Below are 25744 nucleotides of genomic sequence, written 5' to 3'. Positions count from 1 at the left end.
TGGTGATGAAAAAGCTGACCGGAACCACAAGGTTACTAGCCGCATGCTGGGTATTGCTGGCCTCTTCGGTTGTCGCTTCTCCGCCCGACGCCACGCCGCCCGAAAAGGTTGGACCGCAAGGCTTTCTCCTCTGGGAAAGCCCGCGCGACGTTTCCGAAATACGCTTCGAGGACGGCAACGGCACTCCGCTGACGCTGACTGCCTTTGAAGGCAAAGTGATCCTGCTCAATATCTGGGCGACATGGTGTGGCCCTTGTCGCGAGGAAATGCCCACCCTGGATGCCCTTCACGCTGAATTGGGTGGGAAGGATTTCGAAGTCGTTGCACTGTCGATCGACCGCAAGGGTATCGATGTCGTTAACGAGTTCTATCAGGAAGTGGGCATCGAGCATCTTGCCCCCTACGTTGATCAAACCGGTACGGCCAGCGCGAATCTGGGGGCTGTCGGTATTCCTACCACGCTGCTGCTCGACCGTCAGGGCAAGGAACTGGGACGCCTGGTCGGGGAGGCGGAGTGGGACACCCCCGAGGTGGTCGATTTCTTGGCCGAAATGATAGAAACCAGCAAAGAGGAAGCGCCATGAGTTGCTGTGACGACAAAATCCCGCAGGGGGAGCAGAAAACCGGCTTGAAAGGCCTGGCGACAGGGTCCCGCCGCTGGATGCTTCTGGCTGCCGTGACTGTGACTGGTAGCCTCACCCTGGGTTGGGATCAACTGGTTCTGCTCGGCATCGCGCCCCTCCTGGTAAGCCTGTTGCCTTGCCTCGTCATGTGCGGGTTGGGATTGTGCATCATGAAGTGCAAGGACAAGACAAGTAAATCTGCCGACCAGGGCGAAGCCACCGGCGTGCAAGCCAGGGTGGAAGACCCTGCCATAGCGTCCACGGAAACCCCATCCCACCAGCGCCAAACAGCGGATCAGAAGGCAACGATAGAGCCGCCCGGATCGAACCTCCAAGCTTGAACACAGGGTGAGGCGTAATGCTGGAGATTGCCAATATCGGCCTGATGACTGCCTTTCTGGCTGGTCTGGTTTCGTTCGCTTCGCCCTGTGTCTTGCCGCTCGTGCCTGGCTACCTCTCCTTCGTGGCCGGGCGCTCGCTTGGCCAGATACAGGAAGCGGACCGGCGTGAGCGACTCAGGGTGTTGACCCAATCGATATGGTTCGTGCTTGGCTTCTCCACGGTATTCCTGATGCTGGGGGCCAGTGCCACCGCCATCGGCCGTTTGCTGCTAGTCTATCGCCAGGAGGCGAACCTGGTCGGCGGTACCATCGTCATCCTGTTCGGTGCCTTCATGGCCGGACTGATCCCGCTGCATGGGTTACAGCGAGAGTGGCGGTTTATCGGCCGGCTCAAGGAGGAGAGGGGCGGGCGCGGTGCGGCTTATCTATTGGGCGTTGCATTCGCCTTCGGCTGGACACCCTGTATCGGCCCGATACTGGGCGCGATTCTGACCGTCAGCGCCTCGACGGCCAATGTCTCGAGCGGCATGACGCTTCTCGGCATTTATTCGCTGGGTCTGGGCGTGCCTTTCCTGCTAAGTGCCGTTTCGCTCGATCGTTTCCTGCATCATCAGAAATTCTTGCGCCGCTGGGGCCGGGTCCTGCATAAGGCGGCGGGAGTGATCATGATACTGATGGGCGTCTTGATGATCACCGGCAAACTGACCGACCTTTCCTATTGGCTATTGCGCACCTTCCCTGCATTGGGTGCCATTGGCTAGCTTTAATGAAGGAAATAGACCATGAAAAAGAGTACGAGTTGCTTTTGGCGCGCCCTGTCATTGACGAGCTGGATCATGGCAAGCATGGGTATCGCCGGGGTAGCCGCTGCTGTCGAGGAGGCGCTGCCATCGCTGCAGTATGACCCCGCGGAAGAACGGCTGCTCAAGGTGCAGGCCGACCAGCTCTTCGAAAGCACGAATAGCGGCGGGTCCTGGAGAGAGATCGCCCTTCCCGAGGGGGGGAAGGCGGGACAGCTCATGGCGGCCACGGTACCTGCAACAGCGGAAAAGGCGCTCTATATCGCGGGGACCTCCATCGGGGTACAGCGCAGCACAGATAATGGAAAAACCTGGCAGAAACTCGACGAGGGGCTACCGAGCCAGGACATCACGGCCTTGACCGTGCACCGCCAGCAGCCCGAGACGCTCTACGTGGTCATCGCTGACGACGGGCTCTACCAGAGCGAGGATGCCGGCGAATCGTGGAAGAAAATGGATAGCGGCCCTACCCAGCCCATACGTCGGCTCATCCACTCCGACATGGAGGGAAGCATGCAGACTGGCTGGCTTTATGCGGTATCGGATGATGCGGTGCGCCTGTCTATGGACTGCTTCTGCGGCTGGCGGCTTACCGGGGAACTCGACGCCGGTCGCGTCTACGATCTTGCCTATGACCTCAACACGCCTGAAGTCGTCTATGTCACCACGGATCAGGGCCTGTTTCGTAGTGACAATGGCGGCCAGGAGTGGTCCTCAGTTAATCTGAATGTCGCGGATAAAGTCGCTCTCACGCTGACGTCACAGGGAACGCTTTATGCGCTGGATCATGAGGGGCGACTCACGCGTAGCGAGGACCAGGGGGAAACCTGGTCGGCTCCCGATGCATAAACGCTGGCTGCTCACCACGACTTGGCTGCTACTCGGTGCTGGGGTGCAAGCCATAGCGGATGGAAACCCCGTTTCGGGTACTACCTCTCTGCTACAAGAGGGGGAGAGTGTTTACCAGCAGTATTGCGCCAGCTGTCACGGCAGCCAGGGCGAAGGCATGCCGAACTGGGAACGCCAGGATGACCAGGGGGAGCTGCCGGCTCCCCCGCACGGACCGGAAGGCCATACCTGGAAACATTCCGACGCCATGCTCTATCGGATCATCGCCGAGGGGTGGCGCGATCCCTGGAACAAGACCGAGCGACTCACCATGCCGGCCTTTGGCGACATTCTCACTCCGGCTGAAATCAGAGCGGTGGTCGCCTATCTCAAGACGCTATGGACGGCTGAACAAAGACGTCACCAGGAAGAGGAAAGCCAGAATGAGCCTTTTCCACCTTGATAATTGTCGGGTTTTATTCTTTCGATAATCTTGGCTTTCCTGGCCTACTAGCCTAGGCCTGGTCGTGTTTCTGGCTATTGCTATCTGTGTTTATATTCATTGTCTCTATGTAAGAGGGCGCCGCCCTGTTTTCACTAACCCTTAGAGATAATTATCACTGTCTGTTCCCGCGCGGCTATAAGGGCAGGTTCGGACAGAAAAACTATTCATGAGTGCATAGGATAAACCCAAGTAAAGAAGTTAACGCCTAGCCAACCTCGATGCGTAACTGGCCCGCGCCTAACTTCTTTCTGGATTTATTCATAACTGCTGTTGGCGTCTTCGAGCCGATGACGCATAGGTGAAGGAATCAGCATCATGCTCACCGGCGTGAAGAACGCGGACATGAAAAAAGTGCTGGCATGGGTGTTAATTCTACCGCCTCGCCACCTCTACTGGCTAAGCAGAAAATTCTTGCGCGGCCAAGTAGATCAGTCGCCAGGCGGAAACTTGAACGCCTGCCAATTACAACTACTCTGTAATAGAAGGCAAGGGGCTGAGCGTTGTTTTTAATGGAGTTGCCGCCATTTTCAAGGAGCAACAGAATGGAGCAACAAGGAGAATACTTGCGCAAAGGCGCCATGAATTCTGACATGGGCATGAAAGAGCACATGCAGATGATGGAGCAGAGACGCATCGCTACGCTTTGGTGCCACTTCGCCAACATCATCCTCGGCCTATGGCTTGTCACCACTCCCTTCACCTTTGGATACCTTGATATCGGTCCGAACGATTTCGACCTGCAGCGCCTCGCTGGCGAACGGTCCTTGTTCGCCGTAGAGACGCGGAGCCTTCTGATGGCCTGGAGCGATGTCATTAGTGGAACCTTGATCGCTCTGTTCGCAATATTATCGCTGGCGCGTATCAGTTGGGCGCAGTGGGCGAACGCGGCCATGGGAACCTGGCTGATGTTTGCGCCGCTATTGTTCTGGACACCGTCACCGGCCTCGTATGGCAACGGGCTGCTGGTCGGTGGATTGGTGATTGCTTTCTCGGTACTGGTGCCCATGATGCCGGGAATGAGCATGTCGGGCATGATGCAGAAGGCATCGATCCCGCCGGGCTGGGACTACAATCCCTCAACATGGGTACAGCGTATACCTATCGCTATGCTCGCCGTGCTTGGCGTTTATCTGGCCCACTATCTCGCCGCTTATCAGCTGGGGCATGTGAGCAGCGCCTGGGATCCGTTCTTCGTCGCTGCGGGCAAGAACGGCACCGAGACCATTATTACCTCAGACATGTCAAAAGCCTGGCCGGTGTCGGATGCCGGCGTCGGGGTCATGGCGTATATGCTCGAGTTTCTCATGGCGGTAATGGGCGACGCCCGCCGTTGGCGGACCATGCCCTGGATGGTGGCAGCCTTTGGCATTGTCGTTATCCCTTTGGGCGTGATCAGTATCTTTTTCATCATAGCGCAACCGATTTTCATCGGTACCTGGTGCACGCTCTGCCTGGTACAGGCCTTGGCCATGCTGGTGATGATGCCCTACGCGCTCGACGAGTTGGTGGCCATGGGTCAGTTCCTCAAGGATGCCCGACAGCGTGGCAAACCCTTCTGGCGTACCTTTTTCATGGGCGATGCCATGGAGGGTGCGCGGGAAGACGACAACCCCGAGTTCGCTGGAAGCCTCGGTCGAATGGCCAGGAATGCGGTGCGTGGGGTCAACTTGCCATGGACACTGCTGGCGCTCTGTGTCATTGGCGTGTGGCTGATGTTCACCCGTCTCATCTTCGGCACGGAAGGCGCCATGGCGAATAGTGACCATCTCATGGGCTCGTTGCTCATCACGGTTTCTGTCCTTGCAATGGCAGAAGTCGGCCGGCCACTGCGTTTCCTTAACCTGTTCTTTGGGCTTTGGCTGATTGCCGCGCCTTGGGTGCTCGCGGGTGCCTCCGCTGGGGCGGCCATCGGCAGTGTCGCCGCCGGTTTGCTGATAATCGGACTCAGCCCTCCCAAGGGGGCGATCCGCTACCGCTACGCAGGTTGGAACCGGCTACTGACTTGAAACGTGGGTATCGGTCACCATGGTCCGGAGGCGCTCGATCGACTGAAGACAAAGTCCGCCTGCGGCGGGCAGAGGGGCGGAGGCTGACTTGCCCACAGGAGGCCAGATGACTTGGTCTAACCGACCGAGGGTGGGCACGACAGGAGGCTTCGATCAGCAGTCCAGGCGGCACATGTTCGCCATGTACGAGCAATGACGCGCCATTTGTTATCCGCCGTGACGACAACTAACTTTCAGTCAGGTTTCCGTGCTGATCGCAGCAAAGCGAGGGATTCGCATGGCGCTGCTCACCCTATCTTTCATTCTGCTTGTAACCTTGGGGCTGGGGTTGCTGCTGCAATGGCTACCGGCCCGCGGGAGCCTGAAGCCGACCTACCCCCAAAGGGCGCCTTTCCTCGGCGGCGGTAGCCCCGATACGCATGCCTGGAACCGCTACCACATTCGCTACTATCCCATGACGCTGCTCCTGATCGCCTTCGAGATGGAAATGATGTTCATGTATCCGTGGGCGGTGGTATTCATCGAGAAGGGCACCATGGCAGTCATGGAAATGGGCATGTTCCTGGCGATCCTGTCGGTGGGCATCGTCTACGCCTGGCGTGAGGGGGTGTTCCGGTGGCAGTGAGCTGGCAGCGACGGCTGGCGGCTCGCGCTCCGGCTGCGGTCTTTCTTGTCGAGGGGGCGCGTATCGGCCCGGTGCGCGAAACGCTCGCGCTCTCGCCCGGCATTCGCCTCGTCGACACGCCTCGCCATGCCAGCGTGTTGGTGGTGGCGGGCGATGTCCCGACCGGCTGGCGCGACGACCTGCGCCGTATCCACGATCAGTTGCCCGCACCGTTCGTCAGCGTGTGGTGTTGTTGCGAGTCGTTCGAGGCACTGTGCAACCCCATACGTAACGATGCTGTCGAGGCGTTGCCCCAGGGAGTCGTCGAGACGCATCGCGAGCTGATGCTGGGCAAGCGCGACAGTGCGCCCCGGCTGCTGCCGGACGAACCGCCGAATTCCTGGGAGGGACTCGGCGACGATGGCCATGGCGGCGAGGGCATGATGGGAGGCACGCCCTACGGTCGGCCCATGGCCATGAACATGCAGGACGATCTTCGCGATGGCCTGACGCTGGATACGTTGACCTTCCGACTGGGGCCTTTTCATTCCGCGCTGCCGCCGGGCCTGCAGGCAGAGGTCAGCCTGCAGGGCGACCTGGTGCAGACCTGGACGGTCACGCGCAAGCCCTTTGCCAGTGTCGTCGAGCCGATCTTCCATGCGGCTCGCCAGGAGCCGGTGCCAATCGTCGAGATCGAACTTGCCCGTGCTCGCCATCATCTGCGCCGGCTTTACCGGGGGCTATGGATCGCAGGCTGGCCGAGACTGGCTGAACGAACCCTGCGCATGGCGGGGCAACTGAGCCCCAACAGCGATATCGCAGGCCTGCGCTATACCCTGGAACGCGGCGGGCTGTGGCGGCTGGCGCTGCCCGAGCCCGGTCGCGGCGCGCTGGACGAAGCGCAGGCGCGACAGCTCGGTGGTCCGGCGGCCCGCGCGGCGGGAATCGATGATGACTTGCGCAGCCAAGACGCGCATTACCGCCGGCTCGGCTTTGCGCCGACCTGTCGCGAGGCGGGCGATACGGCGGCTCGCTGGCAGCAGTGGCTCGACGAGATCGAGCAGTCGCTTGTGCTGGCCGGCCAAGCCGCCCGCCACGACCTGAAGACTGCAGAGGCTGATGCTGTCGAGACCCCGCGCGGCCCTTGGGCCGACGCCTTCCCTCACGACATGAGTGACCTACTGGGCGAGGTGCTGCCGGGACTGGAGTGGAGCGAAGCCCTGCTGACCCTGGCTAGCCTGGATGTCGCTGCCCTGGATCTGCATCCCCTCGGTGAGACCCGGCTACCTGGCCCTGGTCATGCAGGGCAAAAGGGGCATGCATGATTCTCGACCAGCTGATCCTGCCGTGGCTGCTGGCCTGGCTGATGGCCGGCCTGGGGGCTTATCTCGTGGCGGTGCTGGATCGCTTGATGGCGTCGGGCTCGGCCCAGGTGGGAAGCGTTTGGCTCGCTCCCCTGGCCAGTGCCGCCTGGTTGATGACGCAGCAGGCCACGACTACCGAGGCACCGGACGCTCCTGCCTGGCGGTTGGCGCCGGCGCTCTATCTAGCCCTGGCCGCCATCGGGCTGGCACTGGTGCCGTGGTCGCCGACGCTGGTCGGCGTCGACCTGTCGACCAGCCTTGTGTTGTGGGGCAGCCTGGAAGCGCTGGCCACGGTGGTGATCTTCCTGCACGGCTGGTCGGCCAACTCGCACCTGGCCTTGATCGGCGCCTACCGCTACGTCGCACTGGGGCTCTCCTACCTGCTGATCAGCATGTTCGTGCTGATCGGCGTGGCGCTACCGGCCGAGTCGCTGCGCTTGACCGAGGTGGTGGCGGCGCAGGCATCCCTCTGGCACGTGGTTTCCCAGCCGCTGGGGCTGCCGCTGTTCCTGGTGGTAGGCCTGGGGTTGACCTTCTGGGGCCCGCTCAATCTGGCCGACTCGGCGGACCTCTCTGGCGGCACCGCGGTGGAACGCTCGGGCCCGCCGCGTCTGGTATGGGCGCTGGCGCGCGCCGCCATGCTGGTGGCCTTCAGTGCGATTGCCGCCACCGCCTTCCTCGGTGGCTGGATGGGTCCCTGGCTGCCGGGGCCGGCCTGGCTGCTGATCAAGAGCCTGGCGGTACTGGTGGTGCTGCTATGGCTGGGGCGTCGGCTGCCCAGGCTCGCTCCCGAGCGCTGCCTGACGCTGATGTGGGTGGTGCTGCTGCCGCTCTCCTTCGTCGACCTGATCTGGGCCGGGGCGGTGGCCCTGTGGATGGCCTGAGTGAGGCCAGGGAGCCGACATGACGCCAAGTCCCGCTACGCATATTGCCTTTGTGGTGCTGGCGGCGCTGGCCGTGCTCAGCGGCTGGCGGGTGTTCTGCACCGATTCGATGGTGCGGGCGTCGTTCTTCCTGCTGCTGTCGTTCATCGCTGTAGGCGGGATCATGATCCTGCTTACCGCCGAGTACCTGGGGGTGGCGATGTTCTTCATGATGGCCGTCGAGATGATGGTCATGGCGCTGTTCATGGTCATGTTCATGATGAACCCGGCCGGCCTCAATCCGATGAAGATGGTGCACCAGGAGAGAGTTGCTATCGTCGCCGGTGTCGCTGTCTTCGGCGTGCTCTCGGCGGTGGCCGTGCTCGGCGATTTTCCCGATATGCCGCTGCCGGCGGAACATGCGCCGGTGATCTCGCTGGGCCGTGAGCTGCTTGGCGATTCGATGCTGATCTTCGAGACCGCCGGCGTGGTGCTGCTGACCACCATGGTCGGCGTGGTGGTGCTGTCGAGCCGACATGGACGCTATGGCCGCGCCGACGAGGGCTCGATACCGCCCGGGCTCGAGCCCGGCGGCGAGCCGGCAGGCCAGCCAAAGGAAAGCGAAGAGGAAAAAGGAGAAGAGGGCGGCCACGCCCACCAACACCACCATTAGCGATGACGCGGTGGAACGACGCGTAACACAGGCCAGGAGGGCGACATGACACTCACCACGCTACTCGTTCTTGCAGCGGCGCTGATCGGCATCGGCTTCTATGGGGCGCTGTCGCAGCAATCGTTCGTGATGCTGATGATGGGCCTCGAACTGATGCTCAACGGGGCGATGTTGGCGGCCGTGGCATTCTGGGCCTATAGCGGCGCCGGTGCCCCCGAAGGGCAGCTGTTGACCATCGTGATCATGGCAGTCATGGCAATCGAGATGGCGCTTGGCTTCGCCCTGGTGGTGGCGGTGTTCCGCGCCAAGCAGGCCGACACGACCGAAGCCTTGAGCGAGCTGAAGCAATGACGCTCTGGGCCGTACCGCTGACGCCGTGGCTGCTGGCGCTGCTGCTGTACGGGGCAGGGCGACGCCTCGGGCCGCTGGCTCTCGGACTCTCGGCAGGGGGGGCACTATTGCTGACGCTTGTCGTGACCGGGCTCTCCCTGAATACGGGGGTGGCGGCGAGCTATCGCTGGAGCGAGTCCCTGACGCTGGGGCTGGAGCGCTCCATGGCAGGCGACATCTTCGCCTGGCTGGTGCCGCTGGTGGCATTGCCGGTGGTGCTTTATGCGACTGTTCATGTCAGCCAGGCCCCGTGTCGCCTGGTGACCCTGCTGCTGGCGTTCGTCGGTGCTATGCAGCTGCTGGTGCTGGCCAGTGACCTGCTGACCTTGCTGGTGGCGTGGGAGCTGGTCGGGGCCTGTTCCTGGGGGTTGATCCTGCATCGCTGGCAGGAGGAGGGCATTCCGAGCCAGGCGATGCAGGCTTTACTCGTCATCCGGCTGGGCGACCTGGGGTTGTACATCGCCGCAGCAGCCTTGTTTGCCGGCACCGGTGGTTTCGGCTATGCCGCCCTCGGCGGTCTCTCGGGTGGGCTGTTGCACGTGGCCGTGGCCGGCATCGTACTGGCGGCGGCGGCCAAGTCCGCACAGCTGCCGTTCAGTGCCTGGTTGTTCGCCGCCATGGCCGGGCCGGTGCCGGCCTCGGCCCTGCTGCATTCGGCGACCATGGCCGCTGCCGGTACCTTCCTGCTCGCTCGGCTGGCGCCGCAGCTCGAGCAGGCCGCCTGGTTTTCGCCCCTGGTGATTTTCCTGGGGCTGGCCACGGCGCTGGCAGGCGGCCTGGTATCGAGCTGCCAGGGCCACACCAAGCGGCTGCTGGCCGCTTCCACGTCGGCGCAGTATGGGCTGATGTGGGTCGCCGTGGGGGCGGGCTTCCCCGGTGTGGCACTGCTACACGCCGTCACCCATGCCTGCCTCAAGGCGGGGCTGTTCCTGGTCGCGGGGCTGGCCGAACGGCGCGTCGACAGCTACCGGCTGGCGGACATGCGACTGGGGCGACAGCTGCCGGGCGTGGCGGGGGCGAGCCTGGTGCTGTGCCTGGCGCTGGCCGGCGTGGCACCGCTGGGAGCGGCCTGGAGCAAGGAACAGATTGCCTCCGCCGCCGTCGATATCTCGCCCTGGTTGGCGCTGTTTGTGGCCATCGCCGGCGGGCTCAGTGCGCTCTATGCCACGCGCTTCCAGCGGCTGGCCTTTGGTCGCTCGCCACGGCGACTCGTCTCGGGCCGGCCGCCGGCCTGGGGGGAGCGTATTTCGCTGGCGGGGCTGGCGCTTGCCACGCTGATGCTCTCGCTGCTGTGGTGGCGGCCGTTCTCCGAGTCGATCGCGGCGGACTTGGGGGTCGTGCTGCCCAGGGAGCATGCGTGGCTGATGGTGGTGTCGCTGGCGCTTGTGGCGCTGGGTATTGGCATGGGGCTGTGGTTAACCCGTGGGAGCCCGCGTGAGGCGGAACCGGCCTGGCAACCGGTCCTGGCCGACTGGTTCGGCCTGCCGACGTTGCATCGCGGCGTGGGATTGGGTGTCATGCGGTTCGCCCGGGCCCTGGCACGCTTTGACGATCGGGTATTCGACTTGCCGTTGACCCGTCTGGCGCAAGGTGTAAGTGCCGGTGCAAGTGGCCTGGCGCGTGGCGACGACGCCCTGCTGGCCGCGCCTATCAACCAACTGGCAAAAGGCATTCACGCAACTGCACGAGGCTTGGCGCACGGAGACGATCAGGTCGTCGACTCCGGCTTGATGATCGCTGCGCGCTGCGCGCAGTGGCTGGCCGACGTCAACACTCGGCGCGGCGAATGGCTGACCGACGGCCTGCCCAGTGCGCTGGCACAAGGGGTTGAGGCCGGCGGGCGCTGGGCCCGGGCGACGCAGTCCGGCCAGACCCACCACTACTACACCGCCATGGCCGCCGGCCTCGGTACGTTCTTCCTGCTGCTGTTGATAGGAGCCTCGATGTGATGCTGACCGTCGCGCTGTTCGCTCCCCTGCTGGGCGCTCTCCCGCTTGCCTTGAATTCGCGCTGGAGTGCCGCTCAGGCGCGCTGGATCGCCGTGGTAGCATCCGGCGCCTCGTTGCTGGCGCTGGCGCTGGCCTGGCTGACGTTCGATCCGGCCGGTCCGCTGTTCCAGCATATCGACGAAGTGGAGTGGGTACCGTCGCTGGGCATGGCCTACCGGGTTGGCGTCGATGGCATTGCCTTGGCCGTGGCGACCATGAGTGCGGTGCTGTTCGTCGCGGCCGTCGTCTATCCCTTCGATACCGGGGGGGATGCGCGCCAGTACTATGCCTGGCTATTGTTCCTGCACGGCGTGTCGCTAGGGGTCTTCCTGGCCCTCGATCTGCTGATGTTCTATGTCTGCTTCGATCTCACTCTGGTGGGCATGTACTTTCTGATCGGGCGCTGGGGTCACGGCGACCCCCAGCTCGCCGCCTTCAAGTTCTTCCTCTATACCTTTGCCGGCTCGCTGGCACTGCTGCTTGGCATCATCGGGCTCTATCTCGCTCTCGAGACGCCGACATTCGACATGCGCGCCATCATCGAGCAGCAGCCGCTGGCGGGCAGGGGCACCTATGCCAGCCTGGTATTTCTGGCGATGATGGTGGGGCTGGCGGTCAAGACCCCGCTGGTACCGGTGCATACCTGGCTGCCCCAGGCCCACGTCGATGCGCCGGGGCCGGCCTCGGCGATTCTTGCTGGGGTACTGCTCAAGATGGGTACCTACGGCATGATCCGGCTGCCGCTGGCCATGCTCGGCGAGACCTTCTCCCGTTTCGCCCTGCCGGTGGCAGTGCTGGCGCTGGTGGCGATTCTCTACGGTGCCCTGGTGGCGCTGGGGCAGACCAACCTCAAGCGGCGTATCGCCTATACCTCGATCAACCACATGGGCTACACCGTGCTGGGGATTGCCGTGGCCGCTTCACTGATAGGCGGGCATGATGAAGCACGGCGGCTGGCGCTGACCGGTGCCACGGTGGAGATGGTTGCCCACGGCCTGATTACCGGCTCGCTGTTCCTGATCAGCGGCTCGCTGTGGCAGCGCACGGGGGATTATGCCATGGCGCGTTATGGTGGCCTGGCTCGCCGGGCGCCGCAGCTGACCGCGTTGACCGTGCTGGCCGCCTTCGCCAGTCTCGGCATGCCGGGGCTGGCCGGCTTCGTCGCCGAGTTTCAGGTGTTTACCGGCACCTTCGCCGTCTATCCCTGGCTGGCGGTGCTAGGGGTGCTGGGCATCGTGATCACCGCGGCGCTGTTCCTCGACCTGCTGTGGCGGCTGTTCTTCGGCCGGCTGCCCGAGCACCTGGCACATTTCCCCGACCTCAACCGGATCGAAATCGGGGTGCTCGGTGTGCTGGCGCTGGGGGTCGTGGCGATCGGTGTGGCGCCACACTTCCTGCTCGAGGTGGTTGAGGCCTCGGCGAGCCTGCTGAGCGGAGGACGCTGATGCCCGTGGCGGACCTGACCCCCGAACTGGCGCTGCTGATCGGGGCGGTGATGATTGTGTTGGGTGCCGCCTTCCTGCCGCACGCCCGCCAGGGCTGGCTGGCCGGTGCGGCTCTGGTGACGCTGACGATCGCCCTGGGTGCCGTCGTCGTGCAGTGGCCGGCAGCGCCTTCGCTGACGTTCTCTGGTGTGTGGATCCTGGATGCACCGGCCTCGCTGGCCAAGCTCGTCATTCTGGGTAGCGGCGCACTTGCCATGGCGATGTCGCCCGACTGGATGCGCAGCGACCCGCGGCATGGCGAGTACTATGCGCTGTGCCTGTTCGCGCTGCTGGGCGCCGTGGTCATGGCGGCGGCTGGCGACAGCATGGAGCTGCTGCTCGGCGTGCTGCTCTCCTCGGCGGCGAGCTACCCGCTGGTGGCCTACCACCGCGGGTTCGCGCCGGCGCTGGAAGCGGGCATGAAGTACTTCCTGATCGGCGCTCTGGCCAATGCGCTGCTGTGTGTCGGGGTGGTCATGCTGTTCGGCCTGGTCGGCGACACCGACTACCGCGTCCTGGCCGCGTTTCTTGCCCAGAGCGACAGTCTGGTGCTCAGTGTGGCCGTGGGCTGCGTGATCCTGGGGCTTGCCTTCAAGCTGGCGGCGTTTCCGGCGCATGCCTGGATGCCGGATGTCGCCCAGGCGGCCCCGGCGCCGGTTGCGGCGATGCTCAGCGTGGCGCCCAAGGTAGGAGCGGCGCTGGCGCTGGCGCGTCTGGTGGCGCTGTTGCCGGGAGAGCAGGGGCTCTGGCTGGTAGCGCTGGTCTCGGCGGTCACCATGACCCTGGGCAACCTGGCGGCGCTTCGCCAGGTCGACGTTCGCCGGCTGCTGGGCTGGTCATCGGTCTCCCAGTCCGGGTATGCGTTGATGGCGGTGGCCGTGATCGGGCGCGCCGAAGGTGCCGTGTCGGCATTGCTTGTCTTCCTCGTCGCCTATGCGCTGGCCAACCTGGCCGCCTTCGCCGTGGTCACTCATCTGCGCGGACGCACCGACCTTGCCGATTATCGCGGCCTGGCCAGGGCGCAACCCTTGGCGGCTGTGGTGCTGATCGTTGCCGTGCTGTCACTGGTGGGCATTCCGCCGCTGGTGGGTTTCTTCGGCAAGTTCCTGCTGTTCGAGGCTACGCTGGCGGCCGACCATGCCTGGCTGGCCGTGGTCGCGGCGCTCAATACCCTGGTTTCGCTGTACTACTACCTGCGAGTGGCTGCGGCGATGCTATTCGCACCCCACCAAGGGGAGGTCTCTACGCTGGGGCGAGCTTCGTGGCTTGCCATGCTGGCCGGGTTCGTGCTGCTGCTGGCCGCCAGCCTCGGCGTCGAGGGACTCTTTCAGGAGATGTCGCTATGGCGCGCCGCCCCGGCCGGATAATGCCGACGGTGGGCTTGATTGCCGGCAAGGCTGCAAAGCGCTTGTCATGACGACATGGAAGGGAGGCGCCCCGGGTGCCATGCTGAAACCAACTGCCTGCAGGAGACGCCCATGCCACTATCCAATCGCTGGCACTACCTGCTGCCGCTGCTGTGCGGGGCCGTGCTGTTGGCGGGCCCGTTGACTGCGGGTGCGCGTGAACTCGCTGTTGAAATCGATGAGATGGTCGAGGTGGAGGTCGCCACGGTGGGGCTGGCCGGCTTCGGTGGTCCACCGGTGGTGCTGCTGCGCGAGCCGGGCGTGCGCGAGGTAATTCCGATCTTCATCGGTGTCAGCGAGGCGGGTGCGATCCTGCGCGGGCTGGCCGGTGAGCGTGCGCCCCGACCCATGACCCACGACTTGCTGGGCGATGTACTCGCTGGAATCGACGCCACTCTGGAGCGGGTCTACGTCGATGCCATCGTCGACCACACCTTTCTCGGCATGCTGGAACTGCGCCTGCCGGGGCGTGAAGAGACGCTGCTCATCGACAGTCGGCCCAGCGATGCCATCGCCTTGGCCCTCTATGCGGGGGCAAGCATTCACGTGGCCCCCAAAGTACTCGAGGCGGCTCGGAATATCGAATACGAAGGATTGGATGAACAGGTCGTCGTGGCGTTGGGCATAAGCGTCACGCCGGCGACCGACGACTTGCGCGAGGCGCTGGGCTTGCCCGACCGCCCCGGCGTGCTGGTCAGCGACGTGCGCGGGCCGGCGGCGGAGGCCGGGTTACGCCCCGGCGCGTTGCTGCTCGAGGTGAACGGAGAGGTTCCCGTCACACCGCTGCGCTACCTTGAGCTGGTACGCGATACCGCCGTGGGCGAAGACGCCCGGCTGCGTTATTGGCAGGAGGGCGAGGAGAAAGAGCTGGAGGTCTCCACCGACGTCCCCCCGCCGCAACCCGTGCCGCGGCTGCGGCATGACGTGCCCGGCGTTCGTACCTGACCGTGTAGAGAAGACACGAGGCGACAGGGCAAGATGGCCAGCCCTCCTGGCTGGCCGTTCGTCTTCGTCAGAAGGTTTCCCACTCCTCCTCGGCAGTATGCACCTTGCGCGGCTTGGGGTCCGCGGCGGGGCGCGGAAGCGCGGCGGGCCGAGCCGCAGGAACGGTCCGTTGCTGCGCCTTCGGCTGTGTGGATCCTTCCTCTCCCAGGACGAAGGTTCCGATCAGGTCGCCGAGGTGCTGCGCGTGGCGGCGCATTTCGGCGGCGGCGGTAGACGTCTGCTGTACCATGGCGGCGTTCTGCTGGGTCATGGTGTCCATCTCGGCCACGGCGGTATTGATCTGGCCGATGCCGGCGTTCTGTTCCCGCGCCCCGGCACTGATCTCGGCGATCACGTCGCTGACCCGCGCCACGCTATTGACGATCTCCTGCATGGTGGCACCGGCGCGCTGGACGATTTCGCTGCCGTCGCGGGCATGGGCGACGGAGGTATTGATCAGGGCACGGATCTCCTTGGCCGCCTCGCCGGAACGGCTGGCCAGGGTGCGCACTTCCTGGGCCACCACGGCGAAGCCGCGGCCATGCTCGCCGGCACGGGCCGCCTCCACCGAGGCGTTGAGCGCCAGGATATTCGTCTGAAAGGCGATGCCGTCAATCAGGCCGACGATCTCGGCGATACGGCTCGACGAGGCGTCGATATCGGCCATGGTGCGCTCGACCCGCTGCATGGCGCTCTCCCCATCGCGGGCGACCTGGGACGTGGCCACCACCAGCTGATTGGCCTGTTCGGCCGATTCGGTGCTGTGGTTCACCGTGGCGGTGATCTCCTCCATCGAGGCGGAGGTCTCCTGCAGGTTGGCGGCGGCCTGCTCGGTGCGGGTGGCGAGTTCGTCACTGCCTTGGGCGATCTCCTCGGCGGCCTGGTTCACGCTCGCGGTGCTGCGGCGCACGTCACGCAGGGTATCCTGCATGCGCGAGACGAAGGCGTTGAACTGGCTCGCCAGTTCGCCGATCTCGTCGCGGCTCTCCACTTTCAACCGGCGGGTCAGGTCGCCTTGCCCCTTGGCGATGTCGCGCATGGCTTCGGCGGTGCGGCGTATCGGAGCCACGGTGCGGCGTACCAGCCAGATCGATACGACCGCTACGCCGACGAACAGCCCCAGGCCCAGCAACGACGAGAACAGGATAGAGTGACGCAGTTCGGCGGCCGCCTGGGCCTTGGCACTGACCATAGCGGCGTCGATCTCGGTAGCGTAGACGCCGGCGCCGATCATCCAGCCCAGCTCGGGCACATTGGCCGCATAGGAATACTTGGGCTCGATAGTGCCGGAACTCGGGTGCTCCCACGGGTACTCATAGAAGTCGCCTCCCCGCTGCGCTGCGGCGATCAGGTCGCGGAGGATGTAGGAGCCATCCGGGGCCTGCAGGTCCCACATATTAGTGCCTTCGCGCTCGGGCATCGGCGCGGTCACCACGTTGAGCCCGTCGTACTGGTAGGCGAAGACGTAGTTGCCGCCTTCGAACTTGATGGCGCGCAGGATCTCGGCGGCGCGCTCGCGCTTCTCGGCGTCGCTGAGGCTGGAGGCTTGCAGGATGGGCTCGATGGCGGTGTGGGCACTCTCGACGACGTCGCGAACCCCGGCCTTGCGCGTGTCGATGAGCAGTTCACGCTGATGTTCCAGGTTGATTCGGCTGTCCTGGGCGCGAGTATAGCCATCGATGACCACCAGGCTGAGAGTGGTCAGCAGCAGGGGCAACAGGACCAGGAGCAGAAGGCGAGCCTGAAGACTCAGTGCGAATAATGAGGCCTTGGGAGCGGATGCTTGCATTGCGAAACCTCGGAGATGGAAGTGTACTGATACGATCGTAAGTACTTACTTACATCGGCCGATCACAGCGATTCTTTAGGTCTTCCTCCCTTTCCGCGGCTACGACATTAGTCCGACAGTGGCCTCATAGGAATGGCATCAGGGGGTATCGCGCAGGCGAGTCAGACCCTCCTGAGCGGTAGAGGCGACCAGCCGGCCGCTGCGGTCGAAGATGCTGCCGCGAGCGAAGCCACGAGCACCACCGGCCCAGGGGCTGTCCATCTCGTAGAGCAGCCAGTCGTTGACCTTGACGTCGTGATGGAACCACAGCGCGTGATCGAGACTAGCGATCTGCAGCTTGGGGTCGCGGAAGGTAATGCCGTGTGGCACCAAGGCCGTGGTCAGCAGGTTGAAGTCGGAGCTGTAGGCCAGTAAGTAGCGGTGCAGCGCCGGATCGTCGGGCAGCTCGCCGGTGAGGCGAAACCATAGCCGCTTGCGCGAAGGCTGGCCCGGCTCGGCTTCGTCGCCCAGATGCAGGAATTCGATCGGATGACCGGGAAAGCGCTCCAGGCGGGCGCTCGGGTCCTGGGTCAGCGCTTCGGGAAGGGTAACCTCGGGCATGGCTACCTGGTGATTCATGCCCTCTTCGCGGCCATGGAAGGAGGCGCTGCAGAAGAAGATGGGACGCCCCTTCTGGATGGCGGTGACGCGCCGAGTGGTGAAGCTGCCGCCATCGCGCACGGCGTCGACCTGATAGACTACCGGACGATGCGGGTCCCCGGGGCGCAGGAAATAACCGTGCAGTGAATGCGCCTGACGGCTGGCATCCACCGTGTGAGAGGCGGCCGAGAGTGCCTGGCCGAGCACCTGGCCACCGAACAGCTGCGGCAGGCCAAGATCCTGGCTACGGCCGCGGAACAGGTTCTCTTCGATCTCTTCCAGGCCGAGCAGGTCGACGAGCGCATTCAGGGCATCGGGCATGGGGCTTCCTCTGGCATATCATACGGTTGTTTCAGGCAACAGCATAACGGAGTCCACGCCGATGCGCAGTGACGAATTCTACATGCACCGGGCGCTGGACCAGGCCCGCGAAGGGCTGGCCGCCGGTGAGGTGCCGGTGGGGGCGGTGGTGGTGGATGCCGCCGGTGAGATCGTCGGTGCCGGCTACAACGCTCCCATTTCGGGCCACGACCCCAGTGCCCACGCCGAGATTCGCGCACTGCGTGCCGCCGCCGCGCACCTGGGCAACTACCGCCTCGATGGCTGTACTCTCTACGTCACCCTGGAGCCCTGCCTGATGTGTACCGGAGCGATCATCCATGCCCGTATCGACCGGCTGGTCTACGGCGCTGCCGAGCCGCGTACCGGCATGGTGGAATCGAAGGCCAACCTGTTCGCCCAGCCCTGGTACAACCATCGGGTCACGGTGGAGGGTGGGGTGCTCGCCGCGCGTTCGGCGAAGTTGCTCAAGGCCTTCTTCGAAACCAGGCGTGAGAACGGGGCAGCCTCGTCAGACGTTTTCCATGGCAGTTAACGGTGGGGCGGCCCTGACCCGGTTGCGCCCCTCGGCCTTGGCGCGGTAGAGCGCATCGTCGGCGGCCTGCATGAGGACGGCGACATCAAGCGGGCCGTCGACCAAGGTGACGACGCCGATACTGGCCGTCAGGATCCGGCCATCGTGATGTCGTAGCTCGGCATCCTGTAGCCCTTGGCGCAGCGTTTCGGCAATCTCACGTGCCTGTTCGGCGTCGGCCTGCGGCAGGCAGGCAACGAATTCCTCCCCGCCATAGCGGGCGAACAACCCATCGTGCGGTTCGATGATTCGGCGTCCTGTCCGGCCCAACTGATCCAGGTAGCGGTCGCCGATCAGGTGGCCCTGATGGTCGTTGACACGCTTGAAGTGATCGACATCGCAGATCAAGACGCTCAACGGCCGTTGCGTGGCGTTGGCTTCCAGCGTTTCCATGAAAAGGCGACGGTTGGGCAACTGGGTCAGTTCATCGTGGCGGGCCAGCCACTCGACCTCCTCCTGCAACTGGCTGCGGGTGCGAATCTCGCGGCGAAGTTCAGTATTGGTGGCATGCACCCGGCGATGCTGGTGCGCCAGGCGGGTATAGCCATGCAGTACCAGATAAAGCAGATAGGCCAGGGTCAGGCCGGTGACGAGGCTGACGATCGGATGCCGAGGCAGATGCTGCAGCAGGCGGGAGTGCGTGGGCTGAACGACCAGGCCCAGCGGTACGTCGCCCACGTCGAGCTGCACTTCGTGCTGCCAGGGGCCGAGGCGGATTTCGGGGACCTGGCTGGCCAGGACCTGGCGTGCTCCCTGTCGACTTCGCCGAACAAGGTTTCTGCCAGCATCGGCAGGCTGATGACCATGGCCACGGCGCCCAGGGTGTGCCGCTCGCTCAGCGGAATCGGCAGATAGTGAATGATGCCGGGAACGCCCTGCAGCAGCATGATGACGTCCGTGTGCCCGATGCGCTGCTCGAAGAGCGCGCGACTGACCGCTTCGCGCCCGGCAGGCTGTGCATCGAACAAACGCACGCCCAAGGCCCGCCGATTGATGTCGTTGAACGGGTAGATCTGTGTGATGCGGCTGTCAGGATCGACGAAGGCGATATTGAGCAGATAGCGGAAGTCGCGATGGTAGAGTGCCGCCTGTCCGGCCCACTCGGCCTGGTTGGGTGGTGTATCGAACAGGGTCCAGACGTTGGCGAAGCGCTCTACGGCGGCTAGGTGGTCCTGGATTTCACGCGTCAGGTGCTCGCCAAGCTGCCGGGCTTGCGTCTCGACGGTGGCATGCAGTTCACGCTCAGTGACGGTTTTCTGATGGTGCCATAGCAGCAGTGCGGCCATGACGAGGACCAGGGATGGGGCCAGAGCGCGCCTGAGGGCGGCGGCGTGGGTCCGCCAGCCCGGCAGGGCGGCCACGCCCAGGCCGGCCAGCAGTGCTGTCATGGCCAGCATGGACCAAGGGCCGGCCGCTGTCCGCAGCAGCTGAGGGTCGGAATCCGCTCTGACATGCAGTCCCTGAACGCCCAGCAGCAGCGCGGCCATGAGCAGCAGCAGAGGACCGCCCAGTGCGGATCGGCTATGCGTGGCGATCAGCGTGGCAAGCAGGATCAGGCTGAGGGTCGTCAGCAGCGCCGGACGCCAGGCTTCCAGCGTCACCCCGTTGGCCAGGCCGTGACTCATGGCGTCCCAGTGCGACAGCGGTATCCAGTACTCCGGCAGTGCGTAGCTGGCCAGCGTCAGGGCCAGCGGCAACAGGGTGAGCCCGACAAGAAGCTTGGCCGGCGCATGCCAGCCCCGCAGCAGCATCAATTTAGCCAGGACGAGCATGCCCGTTAGCCCGAGCGCGACGAATTCATGCAACGGACTACCTTCACCCAGGAATGCGACACCAATGACGAGCGGGACGATGGCCAGGTAGGTGAAGAAGGTGGCATGGCGATGCATGATCACGCTCTTCTAGAGAAGGGGAGAGATGATGTCGAACAGTGGGGCGCCATCGCTATCGCCATCACCCTCGCCGTTCGGCAGGTTGTTCAATTGCAGGTACTGCTGTTGGCTGCGGTCGACGTAGGTCAGGATCTCATGGTAGCGCCGTATGTTGCGCACGTAGATGACCGGCTCGCCGCCACGGGCGTAGCCATGGCGAGTCTTGCTATGCCATTCATGTTGCTGCAGCAGCGGCAGCGCCTCGCGTACGTCCTTCCAGCTGTCGGGATTGCCGCCGAGCTCCCCGGCGATCGTACGCGCATCGTACAGGTGACCGAGCCCCACGTTGTAGGCAGCCATGGCCATGTAGAGGCGGTCCTCGCCCTGGATCGATTCTGGCAGACGCTCCTTGATCTGGCGCAGGTAGCGCGCGCCGCCATCCACGCTCTGGGCCGGGTCGAGGCGGTCGCTCACGCCCATCTCGCTGGCGGTGGGCTGCGTCAGCATCATCAGCCCGCGTACGCCGGTGGGTGAGGTGGCTTCTGGGTCCCAGTGCGACTCCTGATAGCCCAGTGCCGCCAGCAGCTTCCAGTCGAAACCGGTATTGCGCGCCGCCTCGCGAAACAGTTCGGCGTAGTCGGGCAGGCGCTCGTTGAGGTGGGCGATGAAGGTGCGCGCGCCAACGTATTCGAGATAGTCGTCATGGCCGAAGTGGCGGGCGATCAGTTCGTCGAGCAGCCCTTGCCGTTGCAGGCCGGCGAGGAAACGGTTGGCTTCCTGCTGCAACCCCAAGCCACCCTTGGCCGGAAAGGCCCAGGCCATCGAGAGTGGCTTGCCCAGTGGGAAGCCGCGCTCGACGCCGGAAAAGAAGATCCGATTGATGCGAAACTGATGCTCGAAGACCACGGCAGCATCCAGGCTGCCGCTCTCGACCCGGCTAAGCAGTTCGGCGACCTCCAGGTCGGATGATTCGCGCCAGCCGAGCTCCGGATGCTCGGCCTGCAGTTCGCGCAGTACACGATCGGTACCCGAGCCGCGAATGGTACCGATGGTGAGACCGGCGAGGTCTTCCGTGGAATCGACCGGCGGCAGGCCGCGGCGATAGACCAGCAGCGGTTGCAGATCGAGGATCGGGCGACTATAGATGAGGTCTGGCTGGGTCAGGTCAAGCGGCAGGGCGGCCGCGGCCAGATCGCCTTCCTGGCGCACCGCATCCAACGCGCTCTGAATGTGATGGCGGGCATCCAGGGTCAAGCTGACGCCGAGAAAGTCGGCGAAGTGGCGCATCAGCTCATATTCGAACCCCGTCGGGCCGTGGCGCCCCTCGTAGTAGGTGGTCGGCGTGTTGCGCGTGTGTATGCTGATGAAATCGCGTTGACGAACCGCTTCCAGCAAGCCGCTGGGGGGCTCGAAATGACGGTAGGGCGCCAGGCACAGGATGACTCCCAGCAGCAACAGGGCGGCCAGGCGCAGGCGGCTCAGCGGGACACGACTATCAAACTGGGGCATTCAGGCGACGATCGGCGATGAGAGCTTCACGATAACGGCACGAGGCACGACTGTCATCTGCTGCATTTCGTCTACCCATCGCTTTCCAGTATCATGTCGCCTTTCTGCGCCGCCGTGCGGCCTTCCTCCGCTTGCTTCAGAGGCTTCAAGACATGCTCGAACTTCGAGGCGCGCCTGCCCTTTCCGCTTTCCGTCATGACAAGCTGCTGGCTGCCCTGCGCGCACGGGTTCCCGAGGTCGAGTCCCTGCACGCCGCCTACGTGCATTTCGTGGATCACGCCGGTGAATTCTCCGACGAGGAACGCAACCTTCTCGGTCAGTTGCTCGATTATGGTATCAGAAGCGCGAGCGACGACTCCCAGAGCGCGTTCGATAGCGAAGGCCAACTGTTCCTCGTGGTGCCGCGCATCGGTACCCAGTCGCCATGGTCGTCCAAGGCCACCGACATCGCCCGCAACTGCGGCCTGGGCAGGGTGCGTCGGATCGAGCGTGGCATCGCCTACCGCGTGGTACTCAAGGCGCCGATGTCCGAGGCCGCCTTCATGGCGATTCGCGAGACCCTCCATGACCGCATGACCGAGAGCGTGCTGACCGACGCCTCCGATGCCGCCCGGCTGTTCGCTCATCACGAACCGGCGCCGCTGGGGCAGGTGAATATCCTCGAAGGGGGGCGGGCGGCACTCGAGGAAGCCAACCTCTCCTTGGGCCTGGCGCTGGCCGAGGATGAGATCGACTATCTGGTCGATGCCTTCCGCGACCTGGAGCGCAACCCCTCGGACGTCGAGCTGATGATGTTCGCCCAGGCCAACTCCGAGCACTGCCGGCACAAGATCTTCAACGCCGACTGGGTGATCGACGGCGAGGCGCAGAGCCATTCGCTGTTCAAGATGATCAAGAATACCTACCAGGCCTCGCCCGACAACGTTCTCTCCGCCTATAGCGATAACGCCGCGGTGATCGAGGGAGTCACGGCTCCGCGCTTCTTCGCCGCGCCGCTGACCGGCAAGGTCGCCGAGCGTGCCGTGTACGCTGCGCAGCGCGAGCCGATCCATATCCTGATGAAGGTGGAGACCCACAACCACCCCACGGCAATCGCGCCCTATCCGGGGGCGGCCACCGGCGCTGGCGGCGAGATTCGTGACGAAGGGGCCACCGGCATCGGCGGCAAGCCCAAGGCCGGCCTCACCGGCTTCACCGTCTCCAATCTGCGCATCCCCGAATTCGTCCAGCCCTGGGAGGCGTTCGACTACGGCAAGCCCGAGCGCATGCAGTCGGCGCTTGCGATCATGCTCGAAGGGCCCATCGGCGGGGCGTCGTTCAACAACGAGTTCGGGCGCCCCAATCTCACCGGCTATTTCCGTACCTACGAGCAGGACACCCTGGGTGCCGGCGGCATCGAGCGGCGCGGCTACCACAAGCCGATCATGATCGCCGGCGGCTACGGCAACATTCGCGAAGGCCACGTGCAGAAGGGCGAAATCCCCGTCGGCGGCAAGCTGATCGTGATGGGCGGGCCGGCCATGCTGATCGGCCTGGGCGGCGGGGCGGCCTCTTCGATGGCCTCCGGTGCCTCCAGCGCCGACCTCGATTTCGCCTCGGTGCAGCGCGAGAACCCCGAGATGGAACGCCGAGCCCAGGAAGTGATCGACCGCTGCTGGGCGCTGGGTGAGGCCAATCCCATCCGCTTCTTCCATGACGTCGGTGCCGGCGGGCTCTCCAACGCCCTGCCTGAGCTGGTCAAGGACGGGGAGCGCGGCGGCCGCTTCGAGCTGCGCGCGATACCCAACGCCGAGCCCGGCATGAGCCCACTGGAGATCTGGTGCAACGAGGCCCAGGAGCGCTACGTGCTGGCCGTGGCACCGGAGGACCTCGACACCTTCGATGCGCTGTGCGCCCGCGAGCGCTGCCCCTACGCCGTGGTCGGCGAGGCCACCGAGGCGCATCACCTGGAGGTGCGCGACGGTCACTTCGCGACGAAACCGGTCGACCTGCCGATGAGCGTGCTGTTCGGCAAGCCGCCGAAGATGCAGCGTGAATTCCAGCGCGAGGCGCTCGAGCTGCCCGGGGTGATGCTCGACAACCTCGATCTGCGCGAGGCCATGGAGCGTGTGCTGCGCCTGCCCACGGTGGCCTCAAAGAGTTTCCTGATCACCATCGGCGACCGCTCGATTACCGGCATGGTGGCCCGCGACCAGATGGTCGGCCCGTGGCAGGTGCCGGTGGCCGACGTCGCCGTCACCACCGCGAGCTTCGATACCCATGCCGGTGAGGCCATGGCCATGGGCGAGCGCCCACCGGTGGCTTTGATCGACCCGGCCGCGAGCGCCCGGCTGGCAGTGGCCGAGACCATCACCAACCTGGCGGCAGCGCCCATCGAGAAGCTCGGCGACATCAAGCTCTCCGCCAACTGGATGAGTGCCGCCGACCACGTCGGCGAGAATCAAGCGCTGTTCGACGCAGTCCACGCGGTGGGCATGGAGCTCTGCCCGCAGCTCGGTATCGCCATCCCGGTGGGCAAGGACTCGATGTCCATGCGTACCGCCTGGCGGAGCGACGACGAGGCCGAGGAGAAGAGCGTCATCGCGCCGCTGACGCTGGCGGTCACCGGTTTCGCTCCGGTCACCGATGCGCTGAAGACCCTGACGCCGCAGATCAACCTCGACCAGGACGAGAGCGACCTGATCCTGATCGACCTGGGCGGTGGCCGGAACCGTCTGGGCGGCTCGGCACTGGCGCAGGTCTACGGCCAGGTCGGCAACGAGTGTCCCGATCTCGACGACCCGGAGGATCTCAAGGCGTTCTTCGCCGTGATCCAGGGGCTCAACCGCGACGACAAACTGCTGGCCTATCACGACCGCAGCGACGGTGGCCTGCTGGTGACCCTGCTGGAGATGGCCTTCGCCGCTCGCGCCGGCCTCGAGATCAAGCTCGACTGGCTGATCGACGAGCCGACCCAGGCGGTCGATGCACTGTTCGCCGAGGAGCTCGGTGCGGTGATCCAGGTCAATCGTCAGCATACCGAAGAGGTGCTGGCCCAGTTTGCCGCGGCCGGCATCGAGACCTGCGGCGTCATCGCCCGGCCGCGCTATGACGACCAGGTGCGCGTAACCCTGTTCGAGGAACCGCTGCTGGAGACCACCCGGCTGCTGACCCAGCGCACCTGGGCCGAGACCAGCTACCGCATGCAGGCGCTGCGCGACAATCCCGACTGCGCCAAGAGCGAGTTCGACGGCCTGCTCGACGGCCGCGATCCGGGCCTCTCGGCCACTGCCACCTTCGATGTCGACGAGGATGTCGCCGCGCCGTTCGTCAATACGTTGCGTCCGGCTGTGGCCATCCTGCGCGAGCAGGGCGTCAACGGTCATGTGGAAATGGCCTGGGCCTTCGACCGTGCCGGCTTCGAGTCGGTGGACGTGCACATGAGCGACATCCTCGAGGGGCGCGTTTCCCTCGAGGAGTTCAAAGGTTTGGTCGCCTGCGGCGGCTTCTCCTACGGCGACGTGCTCGGCGCCGGTGGCGGCTGGGCCAAGTCGGTGCTGTTCAACCCGCGTGCGCAGGAGCAGTTCGCAGCCTTTTTCGAGCGCGACGACAGCTTCGGTCTCGGGGTGTGCAACGGCTGCCAGATGTTCGCCCAGCTCAAGGAACTGATCCCCGGTGCCGAGAACTGGCCGCGCTTCGTGCGCAACGAGTCCGAGCAGTTCGAGGCGCGGGTGGCCATGGTACAGGTGGAGCAGAATCCTTCGATCCTGCTGGCCGGCATGGAGGGGTCGCGGCTACCGATCGCCGTGGCTCACGGCGAGGGACGTGCCGAGTTCCGCGACAGCGCCCACCTGCGCAGCATGCAGGGCAGCGCACAGGTCGCCTTGCGCTACGTCGACAACTACGGCCAGGTGACCACTCACTATCCGTCCAATCCCAACGGCTCGCCCTCCGGCATCACCGGCCTGACTACGCCGGATGGGCGCGTCACCATCATGATGCCTCACCCGGAGCGGGTGGTGCGGACCGTGAGCAACTCCTGGCGTCCCGCAGAGTGGACCCGCGACGGCGCCTGGATGCGGCTGTTTCGCAATGCCCGCGTATGGGTGGGCTAAGCGCCTTCCTGCGTGTCCAGACAAGGCGGCCTTCGGGCCGCCTTTTTGTGGCTCGACAAGAGATGGAATT

General features: G+C 64.6%; 22 protein-coding genes. 17 read left to right on the top strand and 5 right to left on the bottom strand.

The window, feature by feature from the left end; all coding sequences use genetic code 11:
• Positions 1 to 5 precede the first annotated feature (5 nt).
• The 15 genes from HBJ55_RS04820 to HBJ55_RS04750 all read left to right on the top strand — a co-directional run bounded on the left by HBJ55_RS04820 (position 6) and on the right by HBJ55_RS04750 (position 14820).
• Positions 6 to 584: a TlpA family protein disulfide reductase gene (locus HBJ55_RS04820; RefSeq protein ID WP_167111584.1), complete on the top strand. Its 579-nt coding sequence runs from the start codon at positions 6 to 8 to the stop codon at positions 582 to 584.
• Positions 581 to 964 (top strand): hypothetical protein, encoded by a 384-nt coding sequence (locus HBJ55_RS22240; protein WP_206022229.1) that lies wholly within the window; start codon positions 581 to 583, stop codon positions 962 to 964. The genes HBJ55_RS04820 and HBJ55_RS22240 overlap by 4 nt, the downstream gene beginning before the upstream one ends.
• A 17-nt stretch (positions 965 to 981) precedes the next feature.
• Positions 982 to 1725: a cytochrome c biogenesis CcdA family protein gene (locus HBJ55_RS04810; protein WP_206022227.1), complete on the top strand. Its 744-nt coding sequence runs from the start codon at positions 982 to 984 to the stop codon at positions 1723 to 1725.
• Between the two features lie 21 nt (positions 1726 to 1746).
• Entirely contained in the window at positions 1747 to 2613 is an 867-nt protein-coding gene (locus HBJ55_RS04805) for a WD40/YVTN/BNR-like repeat-containing protein (protein WP_167111581.1), read from the top strand.
• Positions 2606 to 3055: a c-type cytochrome gene (locus tag HBJ55_RS04800; RefSeq protein WP_167111579.1), complete on the top strand. Its 450-nt coding sequence runs from the start codon at positions 2606 to 2608 to the stop codon at positions 3053 to 3055. Before HBJ55_RS04805 ends, HBJ55_RS04800 begins: the two co-directional genes overlap by 8 nt.
• Before the next feature lie 584 nt (positions 3056 to 3639).
• Positions 3640 to 5103, top strand: a complete 1464-nt coding sequence (locus HBJ55_RS04795) for a vitamin K epoxide reductase family protein (protein WP_206022225.1) — start codon at positions 3640 to 3642, stop codon at positions 5101 to 5103.
• A gap of 277 nt (positions 5104 to 5380) precedes the next feature.
• Positions 5381 to 5728 carry an NADH-quinone oxidoreductase subunit A gene (locus tag HBJ55_RS04790; RefSeq protein WP_167111576.1) on the top strand — a complete coding sequence of 116 codons (348 nt, stop codon included), beginning with the start codon at positions 5381 to 5383 and terminating at the stop codon, positions 5726 to 5728.
• Complete coding sequence (locus HBJ55_RS22640; protein WP_167111574.1) at positions 5719 to 7032, top strand: NADH-quinone oxidoreductase subunit D-related protein; 1314 nt, start codon at positions 5719 to 5721, stop codon at positions 7030 to 7032. Before HBJ55_RS04790 ends, HBJ55_RS22640 begins: the two co-directional genes overlap by 10 nt.
• Positions 7029 to 7955 carry a complex I subunit 1 family protein gene (locus HBJ55_RS04780; RefSeq protein ID WP_167111572.1) on the top strand — a complete coding sequence of 309 codons (927 nt, stop codon included), beginning with the start codon at positions 7029 to 7031 and terminating at the stop codon, positions 7953 to 7955. Before HBJ55_RS22640 ends, HBJ55_RS04780 begins: the two co-directional genes overlap by 4 nt.
• Before the next feature lie 19 nt (positions 7956 to 7974).
• The gene (locus HBJ55_RS04775; protein ID WP_167111569.1) at positions 7975 to 8607 is read left to right on the top strand and encodes an NADH-quinone oxidoreductase subunit J family protein; all 633 of its coding nucleotides are present in this window, start codon (positions 7975 to 7977) and stop codon (positions 8605 to 8607) included.
• Positions 8608 to 8652: 45 nt separating this feature from the next.
• Entirely contained in the window at positions 8653 to 8958 is a 306-nt protein-coding gene (gene nuoK / locus HBJ55_RS04770) for an NADH-quinone oxidoreductase subunit NuoK (protein ID WP_167111567.1), read from the top strand.
• Positions 8955 to 10946: an NADH-quinone oxidoreductase subunit 5 family protein gene (locus HBJ55_RS04765; protein WP_167111565.1), complete on the top strand. Its 1992-nt coding sequence runs from the start codon at positions 8955 to 8957 to the stop codon at positions 10944 to 10946. Before nuoK ends, HBJ55_RS04765 begins: the two co-directional genes overlap by 4 nt.
• Positions 10946 to 12430: a complex I subunit 4 family protein gene (locus HBJ55_RS04760; protein WP_167112181.1), complete on the top strand. Its 1485-nt coding sequence runs from the start codon at positions 10946 to 10948 to the stop codon at positions 12428 to 12430. Before HBJ55_RS04765 ends, HBJ55_RS04760 begins: the two co-directional genes overlap by 1 nt.
• The gene (locus tag HBJ55_RS04755; protein ID WP_167111563.1) at positions 12430 to 13836 is read left to right on the top strand and encodes an NADH-quinone oxidoreductase subunit N; all 1407 of its coding nucleotides are present in this window, start codon (positions 12430 to 12432) and stop codon (positions 13834 to 13836) included. Before HBJ55_RS04760 ends, HBJ55_RS04755 begins: the two co-directional genes overlap by 1 nt.
• Before the next feature lie 111 nt (positions 13837 to 13947).
• Complete coding sequence (locus HBJ55_RS04750) at positions 13948 to 14820, top strand: bifunctional nuclease family protein (protein WP_240935976.1); 873 nt, start codon at positions 13948 to 13950, stop codon at positions 14818 to 14820.
• Between the two features lie 67 nt (positions 14821 to 14887).
• On the opposite strand, the gene HBJ55_RS04745 is transcribed toward HBJ55_RS04750, so the two are convergent.
• Together HBJ55_RS04745 and HBJ55_RS04740 are read right to left on the bottom strand one after the other, a co-directional pair.
• On the bottom strand, positions 14888 to 16648 hold the full coding sequence (locus HBJ55_RS04745) for a methyl-accepting chemotaxis protein (RefSeq protein WP_167111561.1): 1761 nt from the start codon (positions 16646 to 16648) through the stop codon (positions 14888 to 14890).
• 138 nt (positions 16649 to 16786) lie between these two features.
• Entirely contained in the window at positions 16787 to 17608 is an 822-nt protein-coding gene (locus HBJ55_RS04740) for an acyl-CoA thioesterase (protein ID WP_167111559.1), read from the bottom strand.
• A 61-nt stretch (positions 17609 to 17669) separates the two neighbouring features.
• On the opposite strand from HBJ55_RS04740, the gene tadA reads away from it, so the two are divergent.
• A complete protein-coding gene (gene tadA, locus HBJ55_RS04735) occupies positions 17670 to 18161 on the top strand; it encodes a tRNA adenosine(34) deaminase TadA (protein WP_206022217.1) in 492 nt (163 codons plus the stop codon).
• Here tadA and HBJ55_RS22360 read toward each other — a convergent pair.
• The 3 genes from HBJ55_RS22360 to mltF are packed head-to-tail and all read right to left on the bottom strand — an operon-like array spanning position 18138 to position 21580.
• The gene (locus HBJ55_RS22360) at positions 18138 to 18878 is read right to left on the bottom strand and encodes a diguanylate cyclase domain-containing protein (RefSeq protein ID WP_167111555.1); all 741 of its coding nucleotides are present in this window, start codon (positions 18876 to 18878) and stop codon (positions 18138 to 18140) included. The two genes, tadA and HBJ55_RS22360, sit on opposite strands and share 24 nt — an antisense overlap.
• On the bottom strand, positions 18779 to 20089 hold the full coding sequence (locus tag HBJ55_RS04725) for a CHASE domain-containing protein (RefSeq protein ID WP_167111553.1): 1311 nt from the start codon (positions 20087 to 20089) through the stop codon (positions 18779 to 18781). Before HBJ55_RS04725 ends, HBJ55_RS22360 begins: the two co-directional genes overlap by 100 nt.
• A 12-nt stretch (positions 20090 to 20101) precedes the next feature.
• The gene (gene mltF, locus HBJ55_RS04720) at positions 20102 to 21580 is read right to left on the bottom strand and encodes a membrane-bound lytic murein transglycosylase MltF (RefSeq protein WP_167111551.1); all 1479 of its coding nucleotides are present in this window, start codon (positions 21578 to 21580) and stop codon (positions 20102 to 20104) included.
• A 152-nt stretch (positions 21581 to 21732) separates the two neighbouring features.
• Between mltF and purL the strand changes: the two genes are divergently transcribed.
• A complete protein-coding gene (gene purL, locus HBJ55_RS04715; protein ID WP_206022215.1) occupies positions 21733 to 25674 on the top strand; it encodes a phosphoribosylformylglycinamidine synthase in 3942 nt (1313 codons plus the stop codon).
• The last annotated feature ends 70 nt before the right edge of the window (positions 25675 to 25744 follow it).

Origin of the sequence: Billgrantia bachuensis (assembly GCF_011742165.1) — a bacterium.
Lineage (GTDB): Bacteria > Pseudomonadota > Gammaproteobacteria > Pseudomonadales > Halomonadaceae > Halomonas > Halomonas bachuensis.
This window is presented reverse-complemented; position numbering and strand designations above follow the sequence as displayed.